General features: G+C 42.4%; 25 protein-coding genes. 17 read left to right on the forward strand and 8 right to left on the reverse strand.

Annotated features, from left to right (window positions below):
* Positions 1–125 precede the first annotated feature (125 nt).
* The 5 genes from NKI27_RS13830 (at position 126) to NKI27_RS13850 (ending at position 6365) form a co-directional block, all read left to right on the forward strand.
* The gene (locus tag NKI27_RS13830) at positions 126–407 is read left to right on the forward strand and encodes a DUF6447 family protein (RefSeq protein WP_265046624.1); all 282 of its coding nucleotides are present in this window, start codon (positions 126–128) and stop codon (positions 405–407) included.
* Positions 408–601: 194 nt separating this feature from the next.
* Positions 602–1423: a SapC family protein gene (locus tag NKI27_RS13835; protein ID WP_265046625.1), complete on the forward strand. Its 822-nt coding sequence runs from the start codon at positions 602–604 to the stop codon at positions 1421–1423.
* Between the two features lie 171 nt (positions 1424–1594).
* Positions 1595–3316: a type I secretion system permease/ATPase gene (locus NKI27_RS13840; RefSeq protein ID WP_265046626.1), complete on the forward strand. Its 1722-nt coding sequence runs from the start codon at positions 1595–1597 to the stop codon at positions 3314–3316.
* A 100-nt stretch (positions 3317–3416) separates the two neighbouring features.
* Positions 3417–4967 (forward strand): HlyD family type I secretion periplasmic adaptor subunit, encoded by a 1551-nt coding sequence (locus NKI27_RS13845; RefSeq protein ID WP_265046627.1) that lies wholly within the window; start codon positions 3417–3419, stop codon positions 4965–4967.
* Entirely contained in the window at positions 4968–6365 is a 1398-nt protein-coding gene (locus NKI27_RS13850; protein WP_265046628.1) for a TolC family protein, read from the forward strand. It begins immediately after the preceding gene.
* Between the two features lie 45 nt (positions 6366–6410).
* Here NKI27_RS13850 and rfbD read toward each other — a convergent pair whose 3' ends face one another.
* From rfbD to NKI27_RS13880, 6 genes are all read right to left on the reverse strand, one after another.
* Positions 6411–7295 (reverse strand): dTDP-4-dehydrorhamnose reductase, encoded by an 885-nt coding sequence (gene rfbD / locus NKI27_RS13855; protein ID WP_265046629.1) that lies wholly within the window; start codon positions 7293–7295, stop codon positions 6411–6413.
* A 23-nt stretch (positions 7296–7318) separates the two neighbouring features.
* Positions 7319–7852, reverse strand: coding sequence for a dTDP-4-dehydrorhamnose 3,5-epimerase (gene rfbC / locus NKI27_RS13860; RefSeq protein WP_265046630.1), 534 nt, complete (start codon positions 7850–7852; stop codon positions 7319–7321).
* Position 7853: 1 nt separating this feature from the next.
* Positions 7854–8726 carry a glucose-1-phosphate thymidylyltransferase RfbA gene (gene rfbA, locus NKI27_RS13865; RefSeq protein ID WP_265046631.1) on the reverse strand — a complete coding sequence of 291 codons (873 nt, stop codon included), beginning with the start codon at positions 8724–8726 and terminating at the stop codon, positions 7854–7856.
* A gap of 2 nt (positions 8727–8728) precedes the next feature.
* Positions 8729–9805, reverse strand: coding sequence for a dTDP-glucose 4,6-dehydratase (rfbB, locus tag NKI27_RS13870; RefSeq protein ID WP_265046632.1), 1077 nt, complete (start codon positions 9803–9805; stop codon positions 8729–8731).
* A gap of 44 nt (positions 9806–9849) precedes the next feature.
* Entirely contained in the window at positions 9850–10875 is a 1026-nt protein-coding gene (locus NKI27_RS13875) for an NAD-dependent epimerase/dehydratase family protein (protein WP_265046633.1), read from the reverse strand.
* 243 nt (positions 10876–11118) lie between these two features.
* Positions 11119–12528, reverse strand: coding sequence for an MBL fold metallo-hydrolase RNA specificity domain-containing protein (locus tag NKI27_RS13880; protein WP_265046634.1), 1410 nt, complete (start codon positions 12526–12528; stop codon positions 11119–11121).
* A gap of 401 nt (positions 12529–12929) precedes the next feature.
* On the opposite strand from NKI27_RS13880, the gene NKI27_RS19355 reads away from it, so the two are divergent.
* Positions 12930–13250: a ComEA family DNA-binding protein gene (locus tag NKI27_RS19355; RefSeq protein WP_320109425.1), complete on the forward strand. Its 321-nt coding sequence runs from the start codon at positions 12930–12932 to the stop codon at positions 13248–13250.
* Positions 13251–13327: 77 nt separating this feature from the next.
* On the opposite strand, the gene NKI27_RS13890 is transcribed toward NKI27_RS19355, so the two are convergent.
* Positions 13328–14683, reverse strand: a complete 1356-nt coding sequence (locus NKI27_RS13890; RefSeq protein WP_265046635.1) for an MBL fold metallo-hydrolase RNA specificity domain-containing protein — start codon at positions 14681–14683, stop codon at positions 13328–13330.
* Between the two features lie 147 nt (positions 14684–14830).
* Between NKI27_RS13890 and NKI27_RS13895 the strand changes: the two genes are divergently transcribed.
* Positions 14831–16360: a thymidine phosphorylase family protein gene (locus NKI27_RS13895; protein ID WP_265046636.1), complete on the forward strand. Its 1530-nt coding sequence runs from the start codon at positions 14831–14833 to the stop codon at positions 16358–16360.
* A complete protein-coding gene (locus tag NKI27_RS13900) occupies positions 16357–17247 on the forward strand; it encodes a ribose-phosphate pyrophosphokinase (protein ID WP_265046637.1) in 891 nt (296 codons plus the stop codon). The genes NKI27_RS13895 and NKI27_RS13900 overlap by 4 nt, the downstream gene beginning before the upstream one ends.
* 39 nt (positions 17248–17286) lie before the next feature.
* Here the strand turns inward: NKI27_RS13900 and NKI27_RS13905 are convergent, their stop codons facing one another.
* A complete protein-coding gene (locus NKI27_RS13905; RefSeq protein WP_265046638.1) occupies positions 17287–17457 on the reverse strand; it encodes a hypothetical protein in 171 nt (56 codons plus the stop codon).
* Between the two features lie 574 nt (positions 17458–18031).
* On the opposite strand from NKI27_RS13905, the gene NKI27_RS13910 reads away from it, so the two are divergent.
* From NKI27_RS13910 to NKI27_RS13950, 9 genes are read left to right on the forward strand one after another with little or no spacing between them, the layout of a single operon-like run.
* On the forward strand, positions 18032–18982 hold the full coding sequence (locus tag NKI27_RS13910; protein WP_265046639.1) for a Gfo/Idh/MocA family oxidoreductase: 951 nt from the start codon (positions 18032–18034) through the stop codon (positions 18980–18982).
* The gene (locus tag NKI27_RS13915) at positions 18979–19560 is read left to right on the forward strand and encodes an N-acetyltransferase (protein WP_320109426.1); all 582 of its coding nucleotides are present in this window, start codon (positions 18979–18981) and stop codon (positions 19558–19560) included. The genes NKI27_RS13910 and NKI27_RS13915 overlap by 4 nt, the downstream gene beginning before the upstream one ends.
* A gap of 35 nt (positions 19561–19595) precedes the next feature.
* Complete coding sequence (locus tag NKI27_RS13920) at positions 19596–20690, forward strand: DegT/DnrJ/EryC1/StrS family aminotransferase (protein ID WP_265046640.1); 1095 nt, start codon at positions 19596–19598, stop codon at positions 20688–20690.
* A 17-nt stretch (positions 20691–20707) separates the two neighbouring features.
* Positions 20708–21805: a non-hydrolyzing UDP-N-acetylglucosamine 2-epimerase gene (gene wecB, locus NKI27_RS13925; protein WP_265046641.1), complete on the forward strand. Its 1098-nt coding sequence runs from the start codon at positions 20708–20710 to the stop codon at positions 21803–21805.
* A gap of 51 nt (positions 21806–21856) precedes the next feature.
* On the forward strand, positions 21857–23179 hold the full coding sequence (locus NKI27_RS13930; RefSeq protein WP_265046642.1) for a lipopolysaccharide biosynthesis protein: 1323 nt from the start codon (positions 21857–21859) through the stop codon (positions 23177–23179).
* Positions 23180–23188: 9 nt separating this feature from the next.
* Positions 23189–24112: a class I SAM-dependent methyltransferase gene (locus NKI27_RS13935; protein ID WP_265046643.1), complete on the forward strand. Its 924-nt coding sequence runs from the start codon at positions 23189–23191 to the stop codon at positions 24110–24112.
* Between the two features lie 42 nt (positions 24113–24154).
* On the forward strand, positions 24155–24877 hold the full coding sequence (locus NKI27_RS13940) for a class I SAM-dependent methyltransferase (RefSeq protein ID WP_265046644.1): 723 nt from the start codon (positions 24155–24157) through the stop codon (positions 24875–24877).
* A 31-nt stretch (positions 24878–24908) separates the two neighbouring features.
* Positions 24909–25970 (forward strand): glycosyltransferase family protein, encoded by a 1062-nt coding sequence (locus tag NKI27_RS13945; protein WP_265046645.1) that lies wholly within the window; start codon positions 24909–24911, stop codon positions 25968–25970.
* A complete protein-coding gene (locus NKI27_RS13950; RefSeq protein WP_265046646.1) occupies positions 25967–26704 on the forward strand; it encodes a class I SAM-dependent methyltransferase in 738 nt (245 codons plus the stop codon). The genes NKI27_RS13945 and NKI27_RS13950 overlap by 4 nt, the downstream gene beginning before the upstream one ends.
* The last annotated feature ends 60 nt before the right edge of the window (positions 26705–26764 follow it).

Raw genomic sequence — 26764 nt, forward strand, 5'->3', positions numbered from 1 at the left:
TAAGTTTTAAAAACCCCACTACCTTGGTAGTGGGGTTTTTTAGTTTTACACCTAACTACAAAAAACCTATAATTTACGCTAAAATCAACACTCAAAACGTAATATGCACACCCATTGGAGAAATAATGGCCAAGCTAACTATCGACGACAAACAATACGAGATTGACAAGCTACCCCCAGAGGCTAAAGCTAAATTAGATTCCGCACGTTTTTGCGAGCAAAAAATCGAACAACTAGAAGCAGAAATTGCAATAGCCCGCACTGCGCGCGCAGCCTATCTACAATCACTACCCTCACTACTGACTGATGACGCACTTTCATCAAGCTCCGCAAACAAGACTAATAAAAAACCTGCATCTATGCCTAAAAAGGCAGCAATTCGCAAGTCTAAAACCACCATTAATTAAGCATTAAACTGAAAAAACTCACCCTATTCATAACATCAACCAATGACTAGGGTGCACTAAAATCCCCACAAAACACACCAAACCAACACCCACACTCTACAAATAGATACTATAAATATCACTGAAAACCAACCTCAAAATTAGCTTTTCATGCTATAATGCCCTCCATTTTAAAGTCGTACTGGAGATAAATAATGACAAACTACGTAGCGATTCAACGCTCACTACATCGAGCTGCAGGCTTCACACCATCATCCAACTACAGCTTCGCCACCTCGATTGCAACCGTACCGCTACTACAAGCCGAAATACCCAATGCAATAGCACAAATGCCCATTGCCTTCCAAATAACACCTCAAGGCTCAAGTGAAACATTTAATCTTGTGGGTTTACAGTCGCTATCACCTGGAAAAAACGCATTTCTTATGCCAGATGGACTCTGGGTAGGCGGTTACATGCCTGCATTTTATCGCGCGTATCCATTTGCCTTATTACCCAATAGCGAAAAACAACAATTGCAGCTCAGCATTCACAGTAGTGCAATCAATGACACCCCGACCGAGCAAGACACTCGCTTTTTTGAAAGTGACCAATCTTTAACGCCACGCTTACAAGAAATATCCAATTTTTTGGCAGAGTCCATGAAAAACAGGCAAGCAACACTAGCCATGTGTAAAGCCCTCAATGAAGCCAACTTAATCGTGCCTTGGGATATTCACTTCAACATTGCAGTTGAAAACGGCCAACCTCAAGAAAAAGTACTTCAAGGGCTTTATCATATCGATCTTGAAGCACTTAAAAACCTACCTCCAGAACAGCTAGCTGAACTTAACAGTAGTGGTGCCCTTGGTATGGCCTACGGGCAACTTCACTCTGAGTCGCGATTAAAAGCACTCACTGAAATTGAAACAGCCCAACAAACACTAGCGAACCAAATGGCAGAAACCAATGATCAAACAGAACCCGACCTAGATGACTTATTTGGCGATAAGGACGACCTATTCTCTTTTGACTAAACAAACCATAAAGCCAAATTAATCTTAACAAGACGCTTGTTTTTCACAATTAAAACCCCATTTAACCAGCAACCTAAATTTTTACCTTAGAGTTAAGTCAGCCAACTGAGCTCATTAGAGCAATACACTGCAAACCTTTGGCTGCTTTTCTTTAGACTTAATGAGACAACCATGAGCACAGTCCACACCACCGACGATATAAAAGCAGCGCTTAAGTACAGCAAAAAAGGTTTTTTTGCTGCGGGTTTTTTCAGCATGTTTATCAACTTGCTAATGCTAACCGGCCCACTCTACATGCTTCAGGTTTACGACCGGGTGGTAGCCTCTAGAAGTCTCGAAACCCTTCTATTCTTAACACTCATTATGATATTTATGTTTGGCGTTGTCGGGGTGCTTGAATGGGTCAGGTCACGCATCTTAGTGCGCATTGGCAACCAGTTAGACCAGCGCCTTAGCCAGCGGGTATATTCAGCGATGTTTGAGCTTGGTATTCGTTCACCCAATCAGCGTACCTCGCAACCCCTAAGCGACCTCACCAGCATACGCCAGTTTATGACAGGCAATGGTTTGTTTGCCTTTTTCGACGTACCCTGGATGCCTATCTATATCGGTTTATTGTTTGTCTTCCACCCTGCTTTTGGTTGGTTTGCGACGGCCGCAGCTGTGATCTTATTCTGCGTTGCTGTGCTCAATGAGCGCAGCACCAAAAAACTACTTTCCGAAGCGAATGGCGAGAACATTAAAGCCCAAAACCTAGCAACCAGTAACTTACGCAACGCCGAAGTCTTACACGCGATGGGCATGTTACCCAGCATCATGGGGCGTTGGTTTAAACAGCACCAAACCTTTTTAGAGAAACAAACTCAAGCCAGTGACAAAGCAGGTATTTATTCAAATTTAAGTAAAGTATTACGCATGATTTTCCAGTCGCTAATACTCGGCTTAGGTGCTTATTATGTAGTTCTTAATGAAATGTCACCCGGTATGATGATCGCAGGTTCAATCCTAATGGGTCGTGCACTCGCCCCACTCGACCTGCTCATTAACAGCTGGTCTGGCTTCAACAACGCTCGCGCAGCAAGAGGCCGCTTAACCGAGGTGTTAACTGCCATCCCCGCAGACGAAAGAAACATGCAATTACCTGCACCTACCGGGCAGGTCAATATAGAAAACTTGGTAGTGGTCCCCCCTGGGTCTAAAACTCCCGCCCTCAGCGGTATTAATATTAATGTGCTGCCTGGTCAGCATGTCGGCATTGTAGGCCCCAGTGCTGCAGGTAAATCAACTCTGGCCCGAGCCATGCTGGGTATTTGGCCCTCCTATGCTGGTGCGGTTCGCATTGATGGCGCTGAAATACAGCACTATAACGCAGACGAGCTAGGCCCTCATATTGGTTACTTACCTCAAGACATAGAGCTATTTAACGGCACCGTCAGTGAAAACATCGCCCGCTTTGGTGAAATCGATCCAGGAAAAGTAGTCGCTGCTGCTAAAAAAGCCGGCGTACATGAATTAATCCTACGCTTACCAGAAGCTTATGACACCCCGATTGGCGCAGACATAGGCTCACTATCGGGCGGTCAACGCCAGCGCATTGGCTTAGCGCGAGCATTGTATGATTCACCAAAAATTGTGGTGCTCGATGAACCCAACTCAAACCTTGATGAACAAGGCGAGCAAGCGTTAACCCATACCATGGATATCTTAAAACAAGAAGGTGCCACGGTATTTGTGATTAGCCATCGCACCTCTATTTTGCGACATATTGATAAATTACTGGTCATGAAAGACGGTAAGGTGCAGCACTTTGGCCCTCGCGATGAAGTCATGAAACAGTTAGCCGCCGTCAAAGCCGAGCTTGCCAAAATAGCGAACGCGAGCGCGAGCGCTTAAACAAGCGAGCCACCCTAAACACGTTAAACCGTTAACTTTTTAATTCGTTTACCCCTAAGATGCTACGCAACACTGCATCTTAGGGAAGTTGAGATAAATAATGAGCATAGATAAAGATACCCAAGGCGCTCTAGATGAAAGCCCTAAATTAAACAACCCTGAAGAACTAACCTCTGCAGAACACAACACCGCAGAAGACCCGGTAGAGACTTCTAACACTGAAGTAGAAACAGGCACCTCTACAGACACAGAAGAAGGCGTAACAGAAGAAACAGCAGATGAAAATGAACCAGCATCTGACTCCGCCCAGGCACTCGAAGACATCCCTTCACCTGTACCTGCGCCTCTCCAGTCAACCGTATCGACAGACGATGGCCGCTATGTGCGCTTTGGGTTTATATTCCTGCTGATCACCTTAGGCGGCTTTTCTTTCTGGGCGTTTTTTGCGCCATTAAGCAGTGCGGTGATTTCGTCGGGTGAAGTGATGGTAGACAGCTATCGTAAGTCTATTCAGCACTTCGAAGGTGGTGTCGTTAAAGATATATTTGTTAAAAATGGCGATAAAGTCTCTAAAGGCGACCCTCTCATACAGCTAGACACAGTACAATTTGAAGCCAAAAGAATCAGCAACAAAAAACGACTATTAACGGCTCAGGCTGAATTAGAACGCCTGCTTACCGAACAAAATTTCGAAGAAGCACTCATCTTCAGCGATAATTTAATTGCAGAAGCTGCACAAGATATCGACATACAAAACGCACTCGATAGACAGCTTCAACTGCATAGCGCAAGACTAAAAGCCTTTTTTCAGGAGCGCGATGCGTTAAAATCACGCATTCAACAAATCAATCAACAAATCACGGGGCTTAATAAGCAGATTGATATAATCAAAAAACAAATATCATCACTGCAAAATGAACAGCTCGCCTTCTCAACTTTATTTAAAGAAGGCCTAGGCGATGGCCAAAGAGCAAGAGAGCTTGATCGATCTATTTATTCCACTCAAAATGAAAGCGCTCGTTTAGAATCTGAAGTGTCGCGTTTAAAAATTCAAATTACTGAAACCGACCTTCAAATTGCCACTCGCAAACAAGACTACCTACAAGAAGTGGGTGAGCGAATACGCAAAACGCAAAACGATTACTACGACTATCAAGAAATTCTACAAATAGCCACTGACCGCATTGACCGCTCAACCATTCGTTCCCCCGAAGCGGGTGTCGTAGTCGATCTACAAATTCACACAATTGGCAGCGTAGCTCCTTCTGGGCAAACCCTGCTTGACCTCGTGCCTGAACATGACACCTTTGTGATCGAAAGCAAGTTAATGACACAAGACATTAACGAAGTATCGATAGGGCAAAAAGTCGATATTCGCTTTTCGGCCTTTAATTCTCACATCACCAAAGTCATTGAAGGTGAGGTGATTAATATTTCTGCCGACCGACTACTCAATAAACGCGATGACACCCCCTATTACCTGGCTCGCATTCGAATAACAGAGCAAGGCGCAAAAGATATGACAGGCGATATGGAGCTTAAGCCTGGTATGCCCGCAGAAGTCATGATCCTCCGTGGTGAACGAACCTTGTTCAGTTACCTGCTTAAACCCATTGCAGATAGCTTTGCACGCAGTCTACAGGAGAAATAAATGACCCCTAATATTTACACGCTAACAAGCCTGATTTTTTGCCTCACTCTGGGGCTACATTCAGCTCAGGCTAATGACGACACGGTAATACAAGACAAAGAGTTGGGCTTCGCCGACACACTCGAAGCCGCTTTCGCCTTTGACCCACAATTAAAAAGGGCGTACTGGAGCTATCAAGCCGAAAAAGAAGAAGAGAATATCGCTTTTGGCAATTTACTCCCTAATATTCGCTTAAACGCGGGGCACCAATATGAAGACTCAGATAACGTTTACACCGACGACGGTAGCGGCTTCTATGACCCCTCGCAAAAACGCTCTACAGGTGAACTGACCGATACATACTGGCGGGCCAGTTTAAGACAGCCACTCATTAACTACGCCTCTTACCAAAACTATCAAAGAGGCAAGTCGGTCGCTCAAACGGCTGAATATCGTTATCAGCGCGCTGAACAAGAACTTATTTATCGAGTCACTGAGCGATACGTCACGGTATTATTGTCGGCTCAGCGAGTGTTTTTGACTCAACAAAAACTAGACGCGTTAAACCTTAAAAAAACCCAAGTCGAAAGAGCACTTGAGCTTGGCATAGGTGACAAAATTGAGACGCTTTACGTTAAGTCTGAACGAGACCTCGCAAACGTCGACTTATTGCAAGCTAAAAGTGATTTAGCAGACGCTAGAACCTTATTAAGCAACCTAACAGGCTTTGATGTTCAGTTTCCTGAGCGCTGGATTGGTAGCAGTAGAACAATCACCCCCAACCTACTCACTGGCACTCAAGCCGATTGGCTCAACAGTGTTAACAGCAACTATGCCGTTAGGGTAGCACGATCACAAATTAAGCAAGAGCAACACGGCTTGTCTGCCAGTAAAGCAGAGCACTACCCTGTTCTCGACTTAAACTTACATTATCTTGACCGCGATTCGGACGATGACTTCCGCACACGCAAAGATACCGTAGCAGCCCTTGAGTTAAGCATTCCGCTCTATACCGGCGGTCAAACTCAGTCTAAGACCCGTAGAGCACGCGCCAAGGTACAGGCAAGTCAGGCCGAGCTAGAATATACCATTACCGAAAAAAAGCAGCAGATAAAGCTTAACTACAACCGTATGCTGTCTTATAGAGAGCGTCTGATTGCATTGGCTGAGTCAAGAGAGTCTGGCAAGGTTTATTTAGAAGCAGCAGAACGTCAGGTAGCCCTTAACCTAAGTGATCAGGTCAATGTACTGGATGCCCAAACGGCACTGGTCGATACCCTGCTTAAAATCACTGAAACCCTAAAAGAGTACTTGCTGTCAGACCTGCTACTCAGACTTGAAGCAGGTCAACTCGATAAAGACTATTTAAGACACTACGATAATTTATTCAACGCTGCCATAGAAAGCCGTTCTAATTAATAGCGATGTTCAACGCCCCCTTAACAAAGGGGGCTGCATCGACTTTCAAATAGCCTTAAGCATTTCTGATAACTGACGCTTCCAGTCACCTGCCTGTATACCAAAGACCTGTTTAAGTTGCTCACCATCAAGCTTAGAGTTTTCAGGGCGCGCCACTGGCGTCGGAAATTGCTCAGAAGTAATAGGCGCTACACTCATTTGTTTGCTCAATTTACCCAAAGCATTTGCCTGCAAAAATATTTCATTAGCAAAGTCATACCAAGTTACACCAGGCTCACTTTGATAATGATAAAGCCCCCAAGGATAGTCAGCCTCACCAAACCCCTCACACTCAACAAGACTCAACAAACAGCTTGCAATCGACTTAGCCGCAGTAGGCGCGCCATATTGGTCGTTTACCACACTTAATGCGTCTCGACTTTCGGCCAGCCTTAGCATGGTTTTAACAAAATTATGGCCATGAGCTCCAAACACCCAGCTAACACGTAGAATAATATGCTTATGCCATTTATTCTTCAATACTTGTTCACCCGCTAATTTAGAGGCACCATAAACCCCTATTGCATTGGGCTCATCACTTTCTAAATAAGGCGTGCTTTTTTTACCATCAAACACGTAATCCGTTGAAATATGAAGCAAAGGAACATCAAATCGCTTACAAGCATCGGCTAGGTAACTCACCCCATCGGCATTTACAGCAAAGGCTATATCACGCTCTTGTTCTGCCTTATCAACAGCAGTATAAGCCGCCGCATTGATCACTACTTGCGGCTGAAGCGTCTCAAGTGCCTTAAACACTTGCTTGGCGTCTGTAATATCAAGATCAGAAGAGTCATAGCCCACTGCATCATACCCACGAGCAGCAGCTTCAAGCATCAACTCCACACCCACCTGACCTTTAGCGCCAGTTATTAGTACCTTTTTCATCATCGATTACGCCAGCCTTGTTGCAGTTAGTCGTTTAGTGCACGTAATGTGGGCAGCTGTCGATCTTTATCCGATAATAAAGGCGACACAAAAGGCCAGCTTATTCCAACATCTGGATCATTCCAGATAATGCCACCTTCATCAGCCGGGTCATAGTAATCAGTACACTTATATAGGAAGTCAGCGGCTTCACTAATAACTACAAATCCATGAGCAAAACCGGGGGGGACATAAAACTGAATATGGTTATTTTCAGACAGCGTAACCCCTTCCCACTGACCATACGTTGGCGAGCCTGGCCTTAAATCAACAGCCACGTCAAATACTTCGCCTGCTGAACAACTCACGAGTTTGCCTTGCGGTTTGGTTTTCTGAAAATGTAAACCCCTCAAAACCCCTCGTGTTGAGCGTGAGTAATTATCTTGCACAAAAGGGAGTGTCAACCCTGCCTCTTTATAGCGCTCGGCTTGAAAAGTCTCTTTAAAAAAACCTCTCTCATCTCCAAACACTTTAGGCTCAATAATCACGCAACCGTCTAATTTTGTTTGTATAACCTTCATCTTACTTGACACCCTTTACAAGACTGAGCAAATATTGCCCATAGCCCGTTTTAGACAGTGACTCAGCTTGCTGTAACAACTGTTCTTTAGATAGCCATCCATTGTGAAAACCTATCTCTTCAAGACACGCCACTTTAAGCCCTTGCCGCGCTTCGATGGTCTGAACAAAATGTGCAGCCTCCAGTAAGCTGTCATGTGTACCTGTATCAAGCCATGCAAATCCTCTCCCTAGCTGCATCACACTTAAATCACCCCGCTCTAAATAAGCATTATTGACCGAAGTAATTTCTAACTCGCCACGCTCAGAGGGCTTCACATTTTTAGCAATCTCAATCACGTCGTTATCATAAAAATACAGACCTGTAACAGCATAATGAGATTTAGGCTGCTCAGGTTTTTCTTCAATCGAAATGGCTTTTCCATCTTTATCAAACTCAACCACACCAAACCTTTCAGGGTCACTGACTCTATAACCAAATACCGTCGCCCCAGGCCCTTTCTCAACCGCTACTTTCAACTTCTGTGAAAAGTGCTCACCATAAAAAATGTTATCACCCAGCACTAAACACACACTATCATCGGCAATAAACGACTCACCAATAATAAACGCCTGTGCCAATCCATCTGGCTGTGGCTGCTCAGCATAGCTGAACTTAACACCAAAATTACCACCATCACCGAGCATCTTTTCAAAGAATGGCAAGTCATCAGGCGTTGATATAATTAAAATTTCACGAATACCCGCCAACATTAGCACTGAAATCGGGTAATAGATCATTGGTTTGTCGTAAATCGGCAGAAGTTGCTTGGATACGCCTCTCGTAATGGGGTGCAGGCGCGTGCCTGATCCACCGGCTAGTATTATACCTTTCATTCTTATTCCCCCAATCCTAAACGCTCGCCTTGGTACGAGCCGTCTAAAACATTCTCCCACCAGTCTTTATTGTCTAAGTACCATTGTACTGTTTTACGCATGCCGGTTTCAAACGTCTCTTCGGGCGCCCAGCCTAGCTCTCTTTCTATTTTCGAGGCATCAATGGCATAACGGACGTCATGGCCCGGACGATCAGCTACGTAGGTGATTAGGCTTTCAAACCCTTTTGGATTCCCGCCTGCGCGGGAATGACAGTTGGTGGGGGCTAGCTCTTCAAGCAAGCTGCAAAGTGTTTTCACGACTTCTACATTCTGCTTTTCGTTATGACCTCCAATATTATATGTTTCGCCTAAAACGCCTTCGGTGACGACTTTCACTAATGCTTGCGCATGGTCTTCTACATATAGCCAGTCACGTACTTGGTCACCTTTACCATATATAGGTAAAGGTTTGCCTGCTAACGCATTAAGGATAACCAATGGAATCAACTTTTCTGGGAAATGGTAGGGGCCGTAGTTGTTGGAACAGTTCGTAATAACGGTGGGCAACCCATAGGTTTCTCTCCATGCTCTTACTAAATGATCTGATGAGGCTTTAGAGGCTGAATAAGGAGAATTCGGTTCGTAGCGGTTTTCTTCTGTAAATAACCCTACTGGACCTAAGGTACCGTACACTTCGTCAGTAGATATATGGTGAAATCTAAACTGTGCTTTCTTTTCGCCTTCAAGGGCATTCCAGTATGCGCGGGCCACTTCCAGTAATGCGTAGGTTCCTACGATATTAGTTTCAATAAATGCTGCAGGGCCATCAATGGAACGGTCAACGTGGGATTCAGCCGCTAGATGCATTATAAAATCCGGCTGATGCTTTTCAAAAATGGCGGTCATCAATTGGCTATTGCAGATATCGGCTTGCTCGAAGGTGTAACGATCGGACTGATCGACTTCTTTTAAGCTTTCTAAGTTCCCTGCGTAAGTAAGTTTATCGATATTTACGACTTCATGGTCGGTTTTGTTGATTAAATGCCTAATCACGGCTGAGCCAATAAACCCTGCGCCGCCTGTTACCAAAAACTTCATTCTAATACTCACTTTATGAAAACATTTAATAATTTAAGAAACTTTTAGCGCCCTATAAACCCTATATACCAAGGCATCGCTTTTTTTATGCCTTCTAGTATTCTGTATTCTGGGACATATCCTAATAGATTTACTGACTTGCTAATATCCGCTTGCGAGTGACGTACGTCGCCTGCTCGAAAATCTCGGTAAGTCGGTTCCATACCAACTGGTACGTCGTTTTCAGTAAGCGCTGTTTTGATGGCACCGAACAACGTGTTTAATGTGGTTCGATCACCTACGGCTACATTGTAGACATTATTCTTTGCTTCATCTGATGCAGTGGCCGCTAGAATATTAATTTGAACAGTGTTTTCGATAAAGCAGAAGTCTCTACTGGTCTCTCCATCACCATTGATAAAAATCTCTTCATTTTTAATGGCTGATGCGGTCCATTTGGGGATAACAGCGGCGTATGCGCCATCGGGGTCTTGTCGTTTTCCGAATACATTGAAATATCGTAGGCCTATTGCTTTGAAACCATAGGTTCGTGCGAATACATCGGCGTATAGTTCATTGACGTATTTGGTGACTGCGTATGGAGATAGCGGATTGCCAATATTTTCTTCTACCTTGGGTAACGCGGGGTGGTCGCCATAGGTAGAGCTTGATGCCGCATAGGTAAAGCTTGCCACCCCTTCATCACGTGCGGCTACGAGCATGTTTAAATAACCGCTAATGTTGGTGGCATTGGTTGTTGCAGGGTCATTAATGGAGCGAGGCACTGAGCCCAGAGCGGCTTGATGCAGCACATAATCGACACCTGAGACGGCTTCTTTACAGGCATTTGTATCTCGAATATCGCCTTCGATGAACGCAAAGTTATTCCATTGGGCTTCAGATACCAGTCCTTTCACTTCGTCTAGGTTGTGCTGATGGCCTGTGGCGAAGTTGTCTAAACCGACTACTTTTTGATTTAATTGTAAGAGTGTTTCTAGCAGGTTGGAGCCTATGAATCCTGCTACACCGGTGATTAACCATGTTTTGGGGTTAGCTTGTAATGTTTGTTTTACTTTTTCGTAGCGGGTCACTTTATATCCAGTTATTTAGATGCTCAGAGTTTATTGGAAATGCTCTTTGTAGGTCGGGTTTTAACCCGACATTGGTAGATAGCAACACCATAGTCAGTTTTAAACCTAGCCAGCGTTAGGTGTCAGCTCCGTTTGTCGGATTAAAACCCGACCTACAAAAAATATTCATTTTCTAATTAGCGCAAAATTCTCGACTAACGGGATTGTAGTGGTTTGAGTTTTTTTTTGCATATGCTTTATACTTTAATCCGCCGATGGGATCTTAATATTTACCTCTTCGCCTAACAACGTTCTGTATTTTGCTTTGAGTGCGCTTTTGGCGTCGTTGTCACCGTGTATGATTCTGATTTCTTGTGGCTTTTTCTTCATGCGTTTTACGAAGTCGGTTAGGTTTTTTTGGTCGGCGTGAGCTGAATAGCCTGAGATGGTGTGTATCTGAGCGTTTATCGGGTACTTTTCGCCTTCAATCATCACGTATCCCCCTTTTGATCCGTATTGTTGGATATCGTGCCCGGGTGTTCCCTTTGCTTGATAGCCTACAAATAAAACATCGGTTCGTTGATCTGCTAATAGTGCTTTTAGATAGTTAAGAATTCTTCCGCCTGCGCACATTCCACTCGCTGCAATGACAATGGTGGGTCTTGCGGTTTTTTTGAGGTATTCGACGGTTTTGATATGGGTATCGTGATCATCGATGGTGGTTAGTTGATCAAATGAGAGCGGATGCCTGCCTGAAACGACTCTTTTACGCGCTTCTTTATCCCAATAAGGTTCTAACGTTCGATAAACTTCGGTGAATTTTGCGGCGAGGGGCGAGTCTATGACAATTTCAATATCATCCCATGCTAAACGCTCTGTTAGATATTTTTTACGATGTTCATCTCGGCTATTTTGGTAGATCAGGCTTTCTAGTTCATAAAGCAACTCTTGCGTTCGACCGATGCTAAACGCGGGGATCAGTATGACGCCTCGGTCTTTTACTGCCTTTTCTATAACCGCCTGCAACTGTTGTTTACGCTCTTTTCGGTTAGTATGCTCTTTATCGCCATAGGTGCTTTCAATAACTAAAACATCACAGCCATAAGGCGCTTTGGGTGCCGTTAACAATGGTGAGTATGGCGCCCCTAGATCGCCTGAAAAGATCACTTTTTTAGCCTTTTGGGTCGTCTTAACCCTGCATACAACATACGCAGATCCTAAAATATGACCTGCAGGTTTGAGCTTTACATCTAAGCCAGAAATGACGGAGTGCCATTCGCCGAAAGGTAATGCGATTATTTTTTGCTTTATCTCTTTTATAAATCGAGTTATTAGTTGTTTATTGCGGGTAAACCCTACTTTAAGGGCGTCTTCTAACACTAAGGGTAATAACGCTGCAGTCGGCTCTGAGCAGATGATGGGGCCGTTGAAACCCGCAGCTAGTAGATAGGGAATGCGACCTAAGTGATCGATGTGTACATGGGTGACGACAAGCGCTTTTATGTGTTCTATTGGGAAGTCAATTTCGAGGCTGTTTTCAGTAGCGCCCTTACCTGAGGTTTCGGCACCTTGGAATAAACCGCAATCAATTAAGATACCGGCGTTGTCGTTTAGTTTCAGTTCATGACAGGAGCCTGTTACGCCATTCACCGCTCCGTGGTGTAGTATTTCCATGATAATTCCTGTTAATTGGTTGTTATTTCAAGCTCAATGCGACTCATTAGAATGAAGAGTTGGCATTTTAACACTGAAAAATTAGTCCCCCCTACCCTTGTGCGATATCTCTCACAATAGAAATGGGTAATGTCCTACATCCATAAATTATATCTTAAGTATAATGCGCCGCTGCAAGGATGCAAAAACTGCCCGCAAGGGTGTGGTACATGGAAGTTAAACACTGAATGGATTCAGTGAGGCGTTAAGCCAAGGATGGAGCATAGGGATTGTGCGCCGACTTAACGCTTGTTTCACTTCTGTTTTATCCCCCTCGGTCAAGCATTCTGCCTATTGGCCTCCGTACTGAATAATCACTTCGAACGTGGCTCATCTTTTAATCGCTTTAAATGGAATTTCAAATGCGAATCAAAAATTTTTTATCATTACTTGCTCTAGTTGTTACTTTTAGCCTTTCTTTTTTACCGGCCCAAAATGCTTTTGCCGCTAAAGTCGAAGCGACCCATGCGGTATCTGTCGAAACAGGGAAGATTAATATTAACAGCGCCGATGCACACACATTGGCATCATCGATTAAAGGCATCGGCTTAAAGAAAGCTCAAGCTATTGTAGACTTTAGAGAAAGCAACGGCCCATTCGTTAACATTCAGGATCTAGTGAGTGTTAAAGGTATTGGCGAGAAGACTGTTGCTAAAAATGCGTCTCTGCTGACGGTTAAGTAAGGTACAAGAATTATGACTTGGCGGTTGGTTATTGTGGAGACCGACTGCCAAGTTATTTTCGCTTTTTAGGCTATTAGTTAAAGATTGAATTCTTCGCCATAATCAGGCACTTCTACTTTCCAACCGAACTTTTCTTCTAGTTTTAATCGCATGCTATCTGATGCGACGGGCTCTCCATGAGTGACGAACACTTGCTTGGGGTTGATGTTAGATTGATCTAGCCAATCTAGAATTTCTACATAGTCTCCGTGAGCTGATAGACTATCTATTTGGCTGACTTCTGCGCGTACGGGGTGGTAGGCTCCGTGTATTTTTACCTGTTCTGCCCCGTTTACCATTGCATCTCCTCTTGTTCCGGGAGCTTGAAAACCAACAAACACAACGCTATTTCTATGATTGGGTAGTAGCGCTTTGAGGTGATGTAGCACCCACCCACCACTAGCCATTCCGCTAGCTGAGATAATAATAGATGGGTATTTTCGATTGTTCAGTTCTATAGATTCTTCTGGAGTTCTTACAAAGTGCGTGTCTTTGTCGATTTTTTCACATTCTTCTGCGGTTAGGCGGTGTTCTTTATGGTGGTTACAATAGATTTCAGTGGCAGTAATTGCCATGGGGCTGTTTAAATAAACTGGCACATCGGGGATTTCATTGCGCTCTTTTAGTAACTGAATAATATAAAGTATCGTTTGCGCGCGACCTACTGCAAATGAGGGTAATAATACGATCCCTCCTCTTTCCATTGTTTTGTTAATAATGTTTTTAAAGAACTCAAACGGATCTGTTTCGTCATGCCTTCGATTGCCATAGGTAGACTCAACCACAAGGTAGTCTGTCTCGCTCAATGGCTCAGGCGGACGCATCACTAAATCCTCTGTTCGTCCTACATCACCACTAAAGGTAATCGTTTTTCCGCCGGCACTGATCTGCACAGCCGCTGACCCCAATATATGTCCGACGGGTGTAAACGTTGCGGTTATCTGATTAGCGACGTCTAGGGGCTTATGATATTGAACGGGTTTGAATAGTTTTAGCGACTCAATGGCATCTTTTTCGGTATACAGTGGCAACGCGGGACTATGACGAGAAAATTTCTTCTTATTTGCATAGCGTGCGTCTTCTTCTTGCAAATAGCCCGAGTCGGGCAATAAGATTTTGCACAAGTCGTAAGTCCCCTTAGTGCAATAGACAGGCCCTTTAAAGCCATTTTTTCTCAGCGCGGGAACATAACCACTGTGGTCAATGTGAGCATGAGTTAATATCACCGCATTGATTGTTTTGGGGTCGATAGGAAAGCCCCCTCTATTTCGTAATCGTAGTTTTTTAACCCCTTGATATAACCCGCAGTCTACTAATACCCGCTGATTTTCATGAGTAATTAAATACTTTGACCCCGTAACCGTGCCAGCACCACCCAAAAACTTAATATTCATCCGCTTGCTTCCTTGTCACTTGTCACTTTCATCTTAGTATAAAGTGACATTTAAGGCAGATGGATATGTTGACCTGACGCAAGACAGTTTTCATTAATTGGCATAGTATTAATTTGACTATTATGATTAACATTTTGAATGGAATTTATGAGCAACCCAGAAGAGTCGCAACACGTAAACTTTCTTAATCTACGCAGAATGGGTATCGACACTCATCAGGAGCCGGTCATTTACATGCGGCAGGACTGTTATGTTTGCCGGGCAGAAGGATTTGAAGCGCACTCACGCATTAATGTTTGCACGGGGTCTCATAGCATTATTGCCACCGTTAATATGGTGACAACGGATATCCTCTCCCATCAAGAAGTGGGATTATCAGAGTCGGCTTGGCGGCTACTCGAGGCGTCAGAAGGTGAAAAAGCAACCTTTTCTCATGCAAAACCTGCCGAGTCAATGACTTATGTACGCGGTAAAATCTACGGCACGCCCCTTTCTCCTCGAAGCGCGACGGATATTATTAACGATATCGCCAATGGCAATTATTCAGATATTCAACTCGCCTCATTTGTTACATCTTGCGCAGGCAACCGGCTCAACACCAATGAAATAATTAGCCTTACAAAAGCGATGGTCGCTTGCGGCAGCCAGTTAGACTGGGGGCGCGAGCAGGTAATGGATAAGCATTGCGTGGGCGGCTTACCCGGCAATCGAACAACCCCCATCGTTGTGGCTATTGTTGCAGCATCAGGCCTGATTATGCCTAAGACCTCATCACGCGCGATCACCTCCCCCGCGGGTACCGCAGACACCATGGAAACCTTAACACCGGTTAATCTTAGTTTAGAGACCATGCGATCAGTTGTTGAAAAAGAAGGCGGCTGTATTGCATGGGGCGGCTCAGTCAGTTTGAGCCCTGCCGATGATATTTTGATACGTATTGAAAAAGCATTAGACTTAGATAGCGAAGGCCAACTCGTCGCGTCTGTCATATCAAAAAAGATTGCCGCCGGCTCTACAGACGTATTGATTGACATCCCCATTGGGGCAACCGCCAAAGTAAGAAGCATGAACTATGGCCGAAAACTCGCCAAGCAATTGGTAAAAACCGGTGAAGCATTAGGCATAAGGGTCAACATTCTTTTTTCGGATGGATCACAACCTGTCGGTCATGGTATTGGCCCTGCACTCGAGGCGAGAGATATCATTCATGTGTTGAAAAACCATCACCACGGCCCGCAAGATTTAAGAGATAGAGCCACAACCATCGCAGGCGAGATTTTAGAAATGGGCCATGCAGCCCCCAAAGGTGAAGGAAAGCGATTAGCAGAGCATAAAATAACCTCTGGTGAGGCTTGGACTAAATTCCAAGCAATCTGTGAAGCTCAAGGCGGTTTAAAAGAGCCCCCGAGAGCAGCGCATACACATTGCATAAGGGCCGGGCGCGCAGGCATTATTTGTTATATTAATAACCGCGTTATTGCAAAACTAGCGAAACTGGCAGGCGCCCCCGCAGCACCGGCAGCAGGGCTAGACTTTCACGTAAAACTGGGCGATAAGGTAGATCCTGAAACCCCTTTATTCACCATCCACTCAGACGCACCCGGCGAACTACAATACGCCATTAACTTTTTAGAAGACCACCCCAACGCCGTCAGCATAGAGGAGGAATGCATTTGAAACCGATACTATTTACCCTGTTTAGTGATGAAAGCTCGCTTTGTGCAGAACTATTGAATAGCGACCACTTTGAATTGGGCGAAGCAGATATTCGTCGCTTCCCTGACGGTGAAAGTTACGTAAGAGTAACTAGCCAAATTAAAGACCGTAACATTATCATTTTGGCAAACCTTCACCATCCCGATGATAAACTCTTACCAGTGTTATTTCTTTGTCAGTCATTAAGAGATCAGTCAGCCAAACACATCACGCTCATCGCGCCTTACTTACCCTACATGCGACAAGATAAGCGGTTTCATAGTGGAGAGTGCATCACCTCTGCCGTGTTTGCTAACATATTAAGCACAGCTATAGACGAGCTAGTCACCATAGACCCACATCTGCATCGTTACCATGCACTTTCAGAAATATATAGCACTAAAACGCAGACACTAAAAGCAGACAATACGATTGCCAACTGGATAAAGCGCAACATCCAAAACCCGCTCATCATCGGCCCAGATAGCGAAAGTGAACAATGGGCGGCAGCAACGGCAGAGATGATTGACTGCCCTCACCTTGTGCTCACAAAAGAACGGTTTGGCGACCGAGACGTCAGCATTTCATACCCCAATGCAGCAACGTTAGCAGACCGCACCCCAGTATTAGTGGACGATATTATTTCTACCGGAAGAACCATGATAGAAACCGCAGGCGTACTAACATCAGAAGGCTTTAAAGCCCCTGTTTGTATAGGTGTACATGCTGTATTTTCAGAAAATGATTATCAAGCATTGGCCAACAGCGATGTTGAGAAGGTTGTTACCTGCAATACCATTCAGCATCACAGCAATGGAATCGACTTATCTGAGGTCATCATTAATGCATTAAGGTCTCAACGTGTTTAAGCCGAGACCTTAGATGCCTAGCTGACTTGGCGACATTCACTAAGCCACCTCTTGCTGAGTCTCACTTCTAAACACCGCAATTGGATCATCATACAGGTTGTGCGGATCCTGATCGTGAGCCACTGACCAAATCAAGTAATCAATAAAAGCCTGCTCTCTCGCTTGGTTTTCTTGAATTGATTCTGCTTGATTGTTTATTTGCCTATCCATAAATCACCCCATAATTTGTTGTTATATATAGTGTGGATTAAATCCGTCAAAAATCCGTAAGTAAATGTGCTTATGGGCGTTATAGCAAAGGGTGTGCCATTCATGTTAAGTACGCTGTAAGAGATATCGCACAACAATTTAGGCGATATCCTACAGACACCACCCAACCACTTCCGTAATATACACATTGTCAGGACGACATGCGGTTTTCTTTAACGGAAAACAGTAGTTAACGTATGGATGCGGACAGGGAAGTAAACATGGATGGCCGGTTACCTAAGGAATGGTAAGGGAAGCATCGAACTGACGAGGCGCTGCAAGGATTGCAGCGCCTTTTTTGTGTTTGTTAATTACCACCAAACACCTATTATTTAATACAAACAAAACATCGCCGTCTTGAGCGATTGTACGCCTTACATTTTTCACTCACGCAAATAAAGTCAGTTCCCTCTGCGGAGTTGTGTGATAAGCAAGGAATATTTCACCTATTGAATCAACAATGTATTTTGGTCTGTTCTTTTATTCTATGCTATTGTCTTATCAGTAAATAATAACTTTAGTAAAGGTAATCCCTTTGAAGAAATTTGCCTTAATTGGTGCTGCTGGATATGTCGCATCAAGACATATGAGAGCCATTAAAGAAACCAACAATGAACTTACAGCTGCATTGGATATATCTGACTCTGTTGGAGTGATTGACTCTTACTTTCCAAACGCTCGATTTTTCACCGAGTTTGAACGTTTTGATCGCCATATAGATAAAGTTAGAAGAAAGTCTCAAGATGACGCATTAGACTTTATTTCAATTTGTTCACCTAATTACCTTCATGATGCACACGCTCGATTTGCTTTTCGTTCTGGTGCCGACGCAATATGCGAAAAACCATTAGTCCTCAACCCTTGGAATTTAGATGGTCTTCAGGAAATTGAACAAGCAACTGGCAGAAAAGTATTTAACATTCTACAACTCAGACTACATCCATCTTTAAAAAAAATAAAAAAACAAATTATTCAAGAAAATAAAAAATCAAAGTATGAAGTAGACCTTACTTACATAACCTCTAGAGGGCGCTGGTATATGATGTCATGGAAGGGTGTCGAATCTAAATCTGGAGGTATAGCCACAAACATAGGCGTCCATTTTTTTGATATGCTCTCTTGGCTATTCGGAGACCTTCAACAAAATGAAGTTCATTTATATACACCAAAAAAATCCAGCGGCTACCTAGAATATGAAAAAGCAAGAGTCCGCTGGTTCTTATCAATTGATGAGAATGACCTTCCTGACCAATGTAAAAAAGAAGGCCAACGGACCTACCGTTCGATTACTATTGATGAAAATGAAATTGAATTCTCTGGCGGGTTTACTGACCTTCATACAATGAGCTACCAACATATCCTCGATGGTCAAGGGTTTGGTATCAATGATGCTAGAACAGCCATCGAGACGGTCCATAATATAAGAAATAGCAAACTTAGAGAAAACCCAGCCATAAAACACCCTTTTGCAAATAAGAACTCATGATCCCTTACTTTAAACACAACTCCGCCATTGTCGATGATGGCGCATCAATCGGTGAAGGCACAAAAATATGGCACTGGACACACGTCAGTTCTGAAGCGGTAATCGGCCAACATTGCTCATTAGGTCAAAATGTGTTTATTGGCAATAAAGTAAAGATCGGTAATAACGTAAAGATACAGAATAACGTATCTGTATATGATAATGTTTACCTTGAAGATGATGTTTTTTGTGGTCCTAGTGTTGTTTTTACAAATGTATATAACCCTCGCTCTGCGATATCAAGAAAGAATGAGTATAGGAACACAATTGTAAAACAAGGTGCCACTTTAGGTGCTAACTGCACTATTATTTGCGGCGTTACTCTTGGTCTATTTTCATTCGTGGCAGCAGGGGCTGTGGTAACTAAAGACGTGAAAGACTTTGCTTTAATGGCTGGAGTGCCAGCTAAACAAATTGGCTGGATGAGTGAGTATGGGGAGCAATTGAGCATCCCTCTAACAGGGGAAAGAACGGCCACTTGCCCCCACACACAGACAATCTATCATTTGAAAGATGGCCACCTTTCTAAAATAGAATAAACCAAGTCAACTTAATTAGGTTTCAAGCCACAATTATGCAGTTTATCGATTTAAAATACCAACAGTCATTAGTTCGAGAGACAATTAACCAGAACATAAAAAAGGTCTTAGACCATGGACAGTATATCCTTGGCCCAGAAGTAAATGAATTAGAACAAAGCTTGGCTGCTTTTGTTGGCTCAAAGCACTGTATCGGCGTTGGTAGTGGGACTGATGCTTTACAAATTGCTTTGATGGCTATTGGTGTAAAACCTGGAGATGAAGTTATTGTTCCGGCATTTAGCTTTATCGCTACCGCCGAAGTTGTTTCATTACTTGGAGCCAAGCCTGTTTTTGTAGATGTTGAAGAATCATCATACTGCATGGATTCAACCTGTCTTGACGCAGCAGTTACTGCAAAAACAAAAGCTATTATCCCTGTTAGCCTATATGGGCAATGTGCCAACATGGAAGAGATAAACGCGTTCGCTTTAAAAAACAGTCTAGTTGTAATTGAGGATGCAGCACAAAGCTTGGGAGCAAAATATAAAGGAAAACAATCATGTAATCTATCAACTATTGGGTGCACCAGTTTTTTCCCGTCTAAACCTTTAGGTGCCTACGGTGACGGCGGTGCCTGTTTCACCAATGATAAGGACATTGCAAAAGCGATTACACAAATAAGGGTTCACGGCCAAGGCAAACGCTACCACCACGCCCAAATTGGCATTAACGGCAGACTAGATACATTGCAAGCCGCAATATTACTTGCCAAGCTAGACTTATTTGAAGACGAAATCATCAAACGATCTCACATAGCAAATAATTATACTGAGGTTTTAAAAGATGTGAGTGGCATCAACCCACCACTGCTTAACAATAACGCCACACATGTTTTTGCTCAGTATACTATAAGGCTAAGTGATAGAAACGCTCTCTCTACCCACTTAGAGAAACAAGGTATTCCAACGGCTATTCATTATCCGATACCTCTTCACAAACAACCTGCTTTTGAAGGGTTATCTGACTCAAATTTGCCAATTTCTTGTCGACTAGCAGAGGAAGTTTTAAGCCTCCCAATGCACCCTTATTTAACCAAAGCTGACCAAGATAAAGTTTTAGATAGCATCATTGAGTGGGCTGAACAGTAAGCTATTCAGGAATAGATATGTCATTAAAGATTCTTACCGTAATTGGTGCGCGGCCACAATTTATTAAAGCCGCAACTATCTCTAGAAAAGTTGCTCTCACACGTAATATTTCAGAGCATATTATCCATACAGGACAACACTATGATGAAAATATGTCCGGTATATTTTTTGACGAACTTGATATACCCACACCCGATGTAAATTTAAATATAGGTTCTGGTTTACACGGAGAGCAAACAGCCAAAATGCTAATAGGCATTGAGCAAGAGATCATCAAACAAAAACCTTCTTGCGTGCTTGTGTATGGAGACACAAATTCGACTTTAGCCGGCACATTGGCCGCGACTAAGCTCAATACTCCCGTTTGTCATGTAGAGGCTGGCTTACGCTCATTTAATCGTAATATGCCCGAAGAAATGAATAGAATATTAACCGATCATGCATCAGACACATTGTTTGCACCGACAAAAAATGCGGTTAATCAACTACGAAAGGAAGGTGTGCTATCAAATAACATAATCCTGTCAGGGGATGTCATGTTTGATGCCGCATTGTATTACAGTTCTAAAGCAGAGGCTTCAAGCACAATAATGGAGTCAAATCACCTAACAAAGAATAACTATATTCTAGCCACTGTTCACAGAGCAGAAAATACAGACAACCTAGAAAGGTTAACTAGAATAATGAGCGAACTCAAAGCACTAGCTCAGCATATAAAAGTCGTCATGCCTATTCACCCTAGAACGCTAAAATTTCTTTCAGATTGTAATATCTCAGCACAGAATATTTTGTTGCTAGAGCCTACGGGGTATCTGGATATGATAAAACTGGAAAGAAATTCAAAATTGATAATTACCGACTCTGGTGGCGTTCAAAAAGAAGCCTTCTTCCATAAAAAACCATGCATAACCCTTAGAACTGAAACTGAATGGGTAGAGTTAGTCGAGGCTGGCCACAATGTACTATTCCCCCCCATTTCAGATAATACTGGCTCCCTAACTGAGTCTGTACAAAGTCTTACCTCAAACTCTCAACACTCCTTTTCAAATTCGTTATATGGAGACGGCCACTCCGCCCAGTTAATTCTTTCGGAAATTAACCAACGCTATGGTTAATTTACTTAATTTGTATAAAAGAACCATTACCCAAGAATATTGGAGTATGCATTGCGTCAAAGCTTCAAGCAACAAATAATAACGCTGTCATCAGCAACAGGCTTAGCTCAGGCCATCACACTCTTATTCAGCCCAATACTGACGCACCTTTACACGCCGGAAGATTTCGGCGTTTTCTCCATTTTCACAACCACTTCCGCCTTTTTAGCGCTGCTGTGGACAATGAGGTATGAGCTTGCAATCCCTCTTCAGAAAAAACGAGTTCACTCTCTTGCATTGATTGCAAGTACACTTGGGTTAGCGATAACATTCAGCTTACTGTTATTCCTGCTACTTACTTTATTCTCATTAAGCGCTGCATCAGAGAAACTGGGAATTGCCCCCCTCTTTCTATTTTTACTGCCACTGTCAGCTTTTCTTTACTCCATAGTACAGTTATTTGAACGTCTAGCCTCTCGAGACCACAACATAAAACTCATTGCAAAAAGTAAATTAAGCAGATCTGCTACAACAGCTTTGTTATCAATACTGTTTGCATGGTTAGGTGGACTTGGGCTCATAGCGGCAGCTATATGTGGCCTTCTACTTTCTAGTTCAATATTGGCCAGCAATGAACTTAAAAATGTATTGAAAGCCGCAAAATTAACAACTCGACGAAGAGCAACTGTCTTGTTTAAGCGATACAAGCAATTCCCGCAATATGATCTTCCCTCATCTGTTCTTTATTTCTTTAGTTCTCAGGGTTTTATACTGCTACTTGTTTTTTGCTTTGACCCAATTGTCGCGGGCTACTATGCACTTGCAGAACGATTAGTCGCATCCCCTATATCCATTTTTACAAACTCTTATGCAACGATTTTTTATGTTCGGCTTACCGAAAAATACAAGAACATAAAAACATCAATTAACGATGACGTAAAACAGAATACGATATTATTTTTAAGCTACTCCATCCTCCCTTTTTTGCTAGCGCTCTATGCGTTGGAGTACATTCTTGGATACATATTTGGTCCAACATGGAGCGAGCTTTATCTTTATATATTGGCTTTATCACCTGCATTATTTGTAACGGTTGTCGCTGCTCCCAGCTCACCTGTTCTTAGAATAATTGGCCGGCAAGATATTTCTTTCAAACTGCATTTAATTCACCTGACAATCAAAGTTGGTGTACTAGCAATCACCGCATTATATTTACAAGTTTCACCATTGCTCTGCCTTGTATGGGTCAGTCTGGCGTCCTTTTTAGTTATCTCAGTTAACATACTAATTATTTTTAAGTTAATAGGGATATCGAGCTATAAGGTGTTTTTTTTAATGATTTTTTTTATTGTTGCCGTTATTGTGATGCAATTCAGTCACGGCATCATCATTTAGGCCTCGAATATGAGAAATGAAGAACCCACTATCGAGCTAGAACTTGTCCCTTGCGATTTTTGTAAAAGCACGGATTTCAAGGTTCAATATTCGAAGCCAGATTTATATACTTGGTTTAGTTCATATGAGTTTAACGTGGTTAAGTGCGATAACTGCCAGTTAGTATATGTTAACCCCCGGCCAACTATGAAGTCGATGACATCATACTACCCACCGAAGTATTTTTCTAAACGAGATACTGACATCGCAAACAAACGCTATATGCAGCAACTAAAATACTTGCCTTCACTAAACAATGAAAAAATACTCGACATAGGTTGCGCAAAGGGTGATTTTTTAGCCTTTTTAGGCAAGCGCTTTCCTAATCTTAACTTGCATGGATGTGATGCATTTAATGATAAAGTTGCACACCCCAACATAGAGTTTTGTAATGCCGAATTAAGTAACGCGGGCTATCCAGCTAGTTGTTTTGATCTGGTAACAGCTTGGGCTGTTTTTGAACATCTCCACTTTCCTTCAAAATACTTCGAAGAACTGGGTCGTATATTAAAGCCTAAAGGAAAGTTCATATTTCTTGTTCCCAACGCAAATAGTTTATATGGAAAAAAGTCATACAGAGAAGACCTTCCTCGTCACTTACATCATTTTTCTCGTAATACTGTTGAGAAATATGCCAACCGGTACGGTCTCTCTTTAACTAACATCCATTACACCAATGATGTTTTTAATGGTAAAGGAAAAGGGCTTTTCTACTATTCACTTGCAAGGCTAGCCAATATATCGTGGAAACAAATTAGAAACAAAGACCTAAGCTTATTTGAAAAAATCATACTCAAGATTGGTCGAGCGCTCGACTATGTTACCTTTCTTACAGACTGGGAAGCTAAATTAAAAAGAAGTGGCGTAATGATAATTGAACTCCAAAAGCAGTAGCTTATATCAGCCAACTTAACCAAGATATTAGAGATCTAAATAATGAGTGGAACAGTCATAAACCTTATTAATCGAGTCGCCGGATATATAAAACCCGTTTTTCGGGGAAACCATACAGGATGGTATGCTTCTGCATCTCTCGGAAAGCACATTGACCCGCTTGCCCGTTTTTTTGAGTACTTGTTAGGGGTATCCATCCCACGACAAAAAATCAACCGTATAAAACCGCAAGTCATATCTGATCTAAGGGGTGACATCATCGAAATTGGGGGGTTCGACAACCACTTTCGGTCTCGCTATAACTCAGGTGAATTTCGCAACCTCGATGTAGCCCCTGGAAAATACGTTGATATTGTCGCAAATGCTGAATGCATACCCGAAGTCAAGTCCAATTCACTCGGTGGTATTATCTGCATATCCGTTATAGAGCATACAACATCCCCCCACAAAATAATCGAAGAAGCTCACAGGTGCTTGAAACCCGGTGGGGTGTTGCTGCTATCTAGCCCCTGGATTTTTGAAACACATATGGAGCCCAATGATTTTTTAAGATTTTCAAAACACCAGCTAGAAAATTGGTGCGACCAATTCGAAACTATTGAGGTTGATTATACTAATTCATATGTAGGTGTTATCGCACACTTTCTCCAACGTAATGTTGTATTACGATTTATTTTAGGATCATTTTTTTGTTTAGCTGACCTCACCATGCCAAACAACTCAAAATGGGCAACCCAAATAACTCTAATATTAAAGAAACGATAGCTGATCATCCAGCTGAGGATATAACGAGATCGTGAAGACAATTGGCATATTTACGCCCTACTCACTCACCCCCTATCATCCAAGGTTAGAGTCCATAATTACTGCGCTAGACAAGGCTGATTATGAAGTTAGCCTTCACCAATCTCCAATAAAAGCATCAATTCTAAAAAAACTATTAAACTTACTGGTTCTTAATTTTGTCGATTTATACTCAGTATTAAATCTCGCTAAAAAGACTAAGCAGGTGGATGTAGTGTTTATTCAAAGTTTCCGCTATTTACCGTTAGCGATCTTTGCTAGATACTATAAGAAAAAAGTTATTTATGAAACTTTGGATAATAATATTCACCTTTGGTTTTATTACTTAGTCAAACAGTTTCCATTTTTACAAAAACTACCACTGGCGATTAACACCTTTGAAAATTTCGAGAAAAAGCTCGTATTCCGTTTCACGGACAAAGTTATTGTCAATAGCGCTGCGTTAATGAACTATTTTGGACACCGTGCTAGCTTAATATACTACACTTCACCTCTCGAAAACATTTGTCAAAAGATATCTACTGAGCGCCCAACTTGTCTTATCTATATTGGCTGGTTCTGCGAAATGAAAGGTGCTTACACGATGATTAAACTAGCTAAACAACTGAAACTACGATTAATAGTTTATGGCAGAATTACCGAAGAAAAGGTGAAAGGTGCTGCAAGTAGTGAACCATTAGTAACTGTTTATGGTCACTTATCAAGTACGGATCTAAAAAAAGAACTACCATTACTATTTAGTAAATACAATGCGGTTGGCTTATCGCTTACCAACAGTGTTAACCACAGTAATGCGACACAGGAAATTAACAAAGACATAGATTATATGGCTCTTGGGATACCTATTATTGGTAATTCAAGAGGCCCTACAGCAGAGAAAATAAACAATGGATGCGGTTTGTTTTATGAAGACTTGCTTGAATCACATACGTTGATAGAAGATACTGATCGACTTTCAAAGATATCAAAGCAAGAAATAAAGCTCTATAATCAGCGGTATTCAACCGAACAATTTGAAGATCAAATCAATAGGGTAATCTTAGAAATACTATGAAATTGAGTGAAATTGCCCGCATCTATAAAAAGAAGCTGCCACCCGTATCGAATAACTGCAGCATCTATGAAAGCGCTCAGCCATATCGCACGCTGAGACAATTCATCCCAAGCAATTTAGATTCAAATATTCTCGATGCTGGGTGCGGAAATGGAATAGTAGCCAAACACCTAAATAATCGAAGCTATACAAATATATTCACGTGTGATTTGTTTGATAACATATCGAATACTTCGGGCATCAAGCACTGTATTTCAAGTTTAGATGCCTTACCATTTCAAGATAATAGCTTTGAGTTTGTTTATTCACTATCTGTTATTTATTATCTAAAATCCCCACAAGTAGGGATAAATGAGATTATTAGAGTTTTAAAACCAGGAGGGAGAGCGATCATCACAGCTCACACCAAATACTCACTACCAACAGTCTGGAGAATACTTAAACGAATACTGGATATCAAAAACGTTGAACACCTTAAAGGTGTAACTTTTTATAGTGCCAGTCAACTTGAAAAAATGGTGATAACCAATGACGCCAGAGTAATAAAGAAGAGCGGTTATTCAGCTAACAACTTAGCGTTCCAACTATACAAAAAATTAGTAAAGCTAATCAATCGGTATTCAAAAAAACAATTTAAGACGCGTTTTTTCATCTTACCAGAGACAAACAGCCTCAATAAAATAATGTCAATTTTTGCCTATCACTCAATTATTATTATTCAAAAAAATGTCTAGTAATACAGCCCTAACCGTACTAATCCCTCCCGGTGAACAGAGAGAGTATAGGTATATCAT

This window comes from Alkalimarinus alittae (assembly GCF_026016465.1).
GTDB classification, from domain to species: Bacteria; Pseudomonadota; Gammaproteobacteria; order Pseudomonadales; family Oleiphilaceae; genus Alkalimarinus; species Alkalimarinus alittae.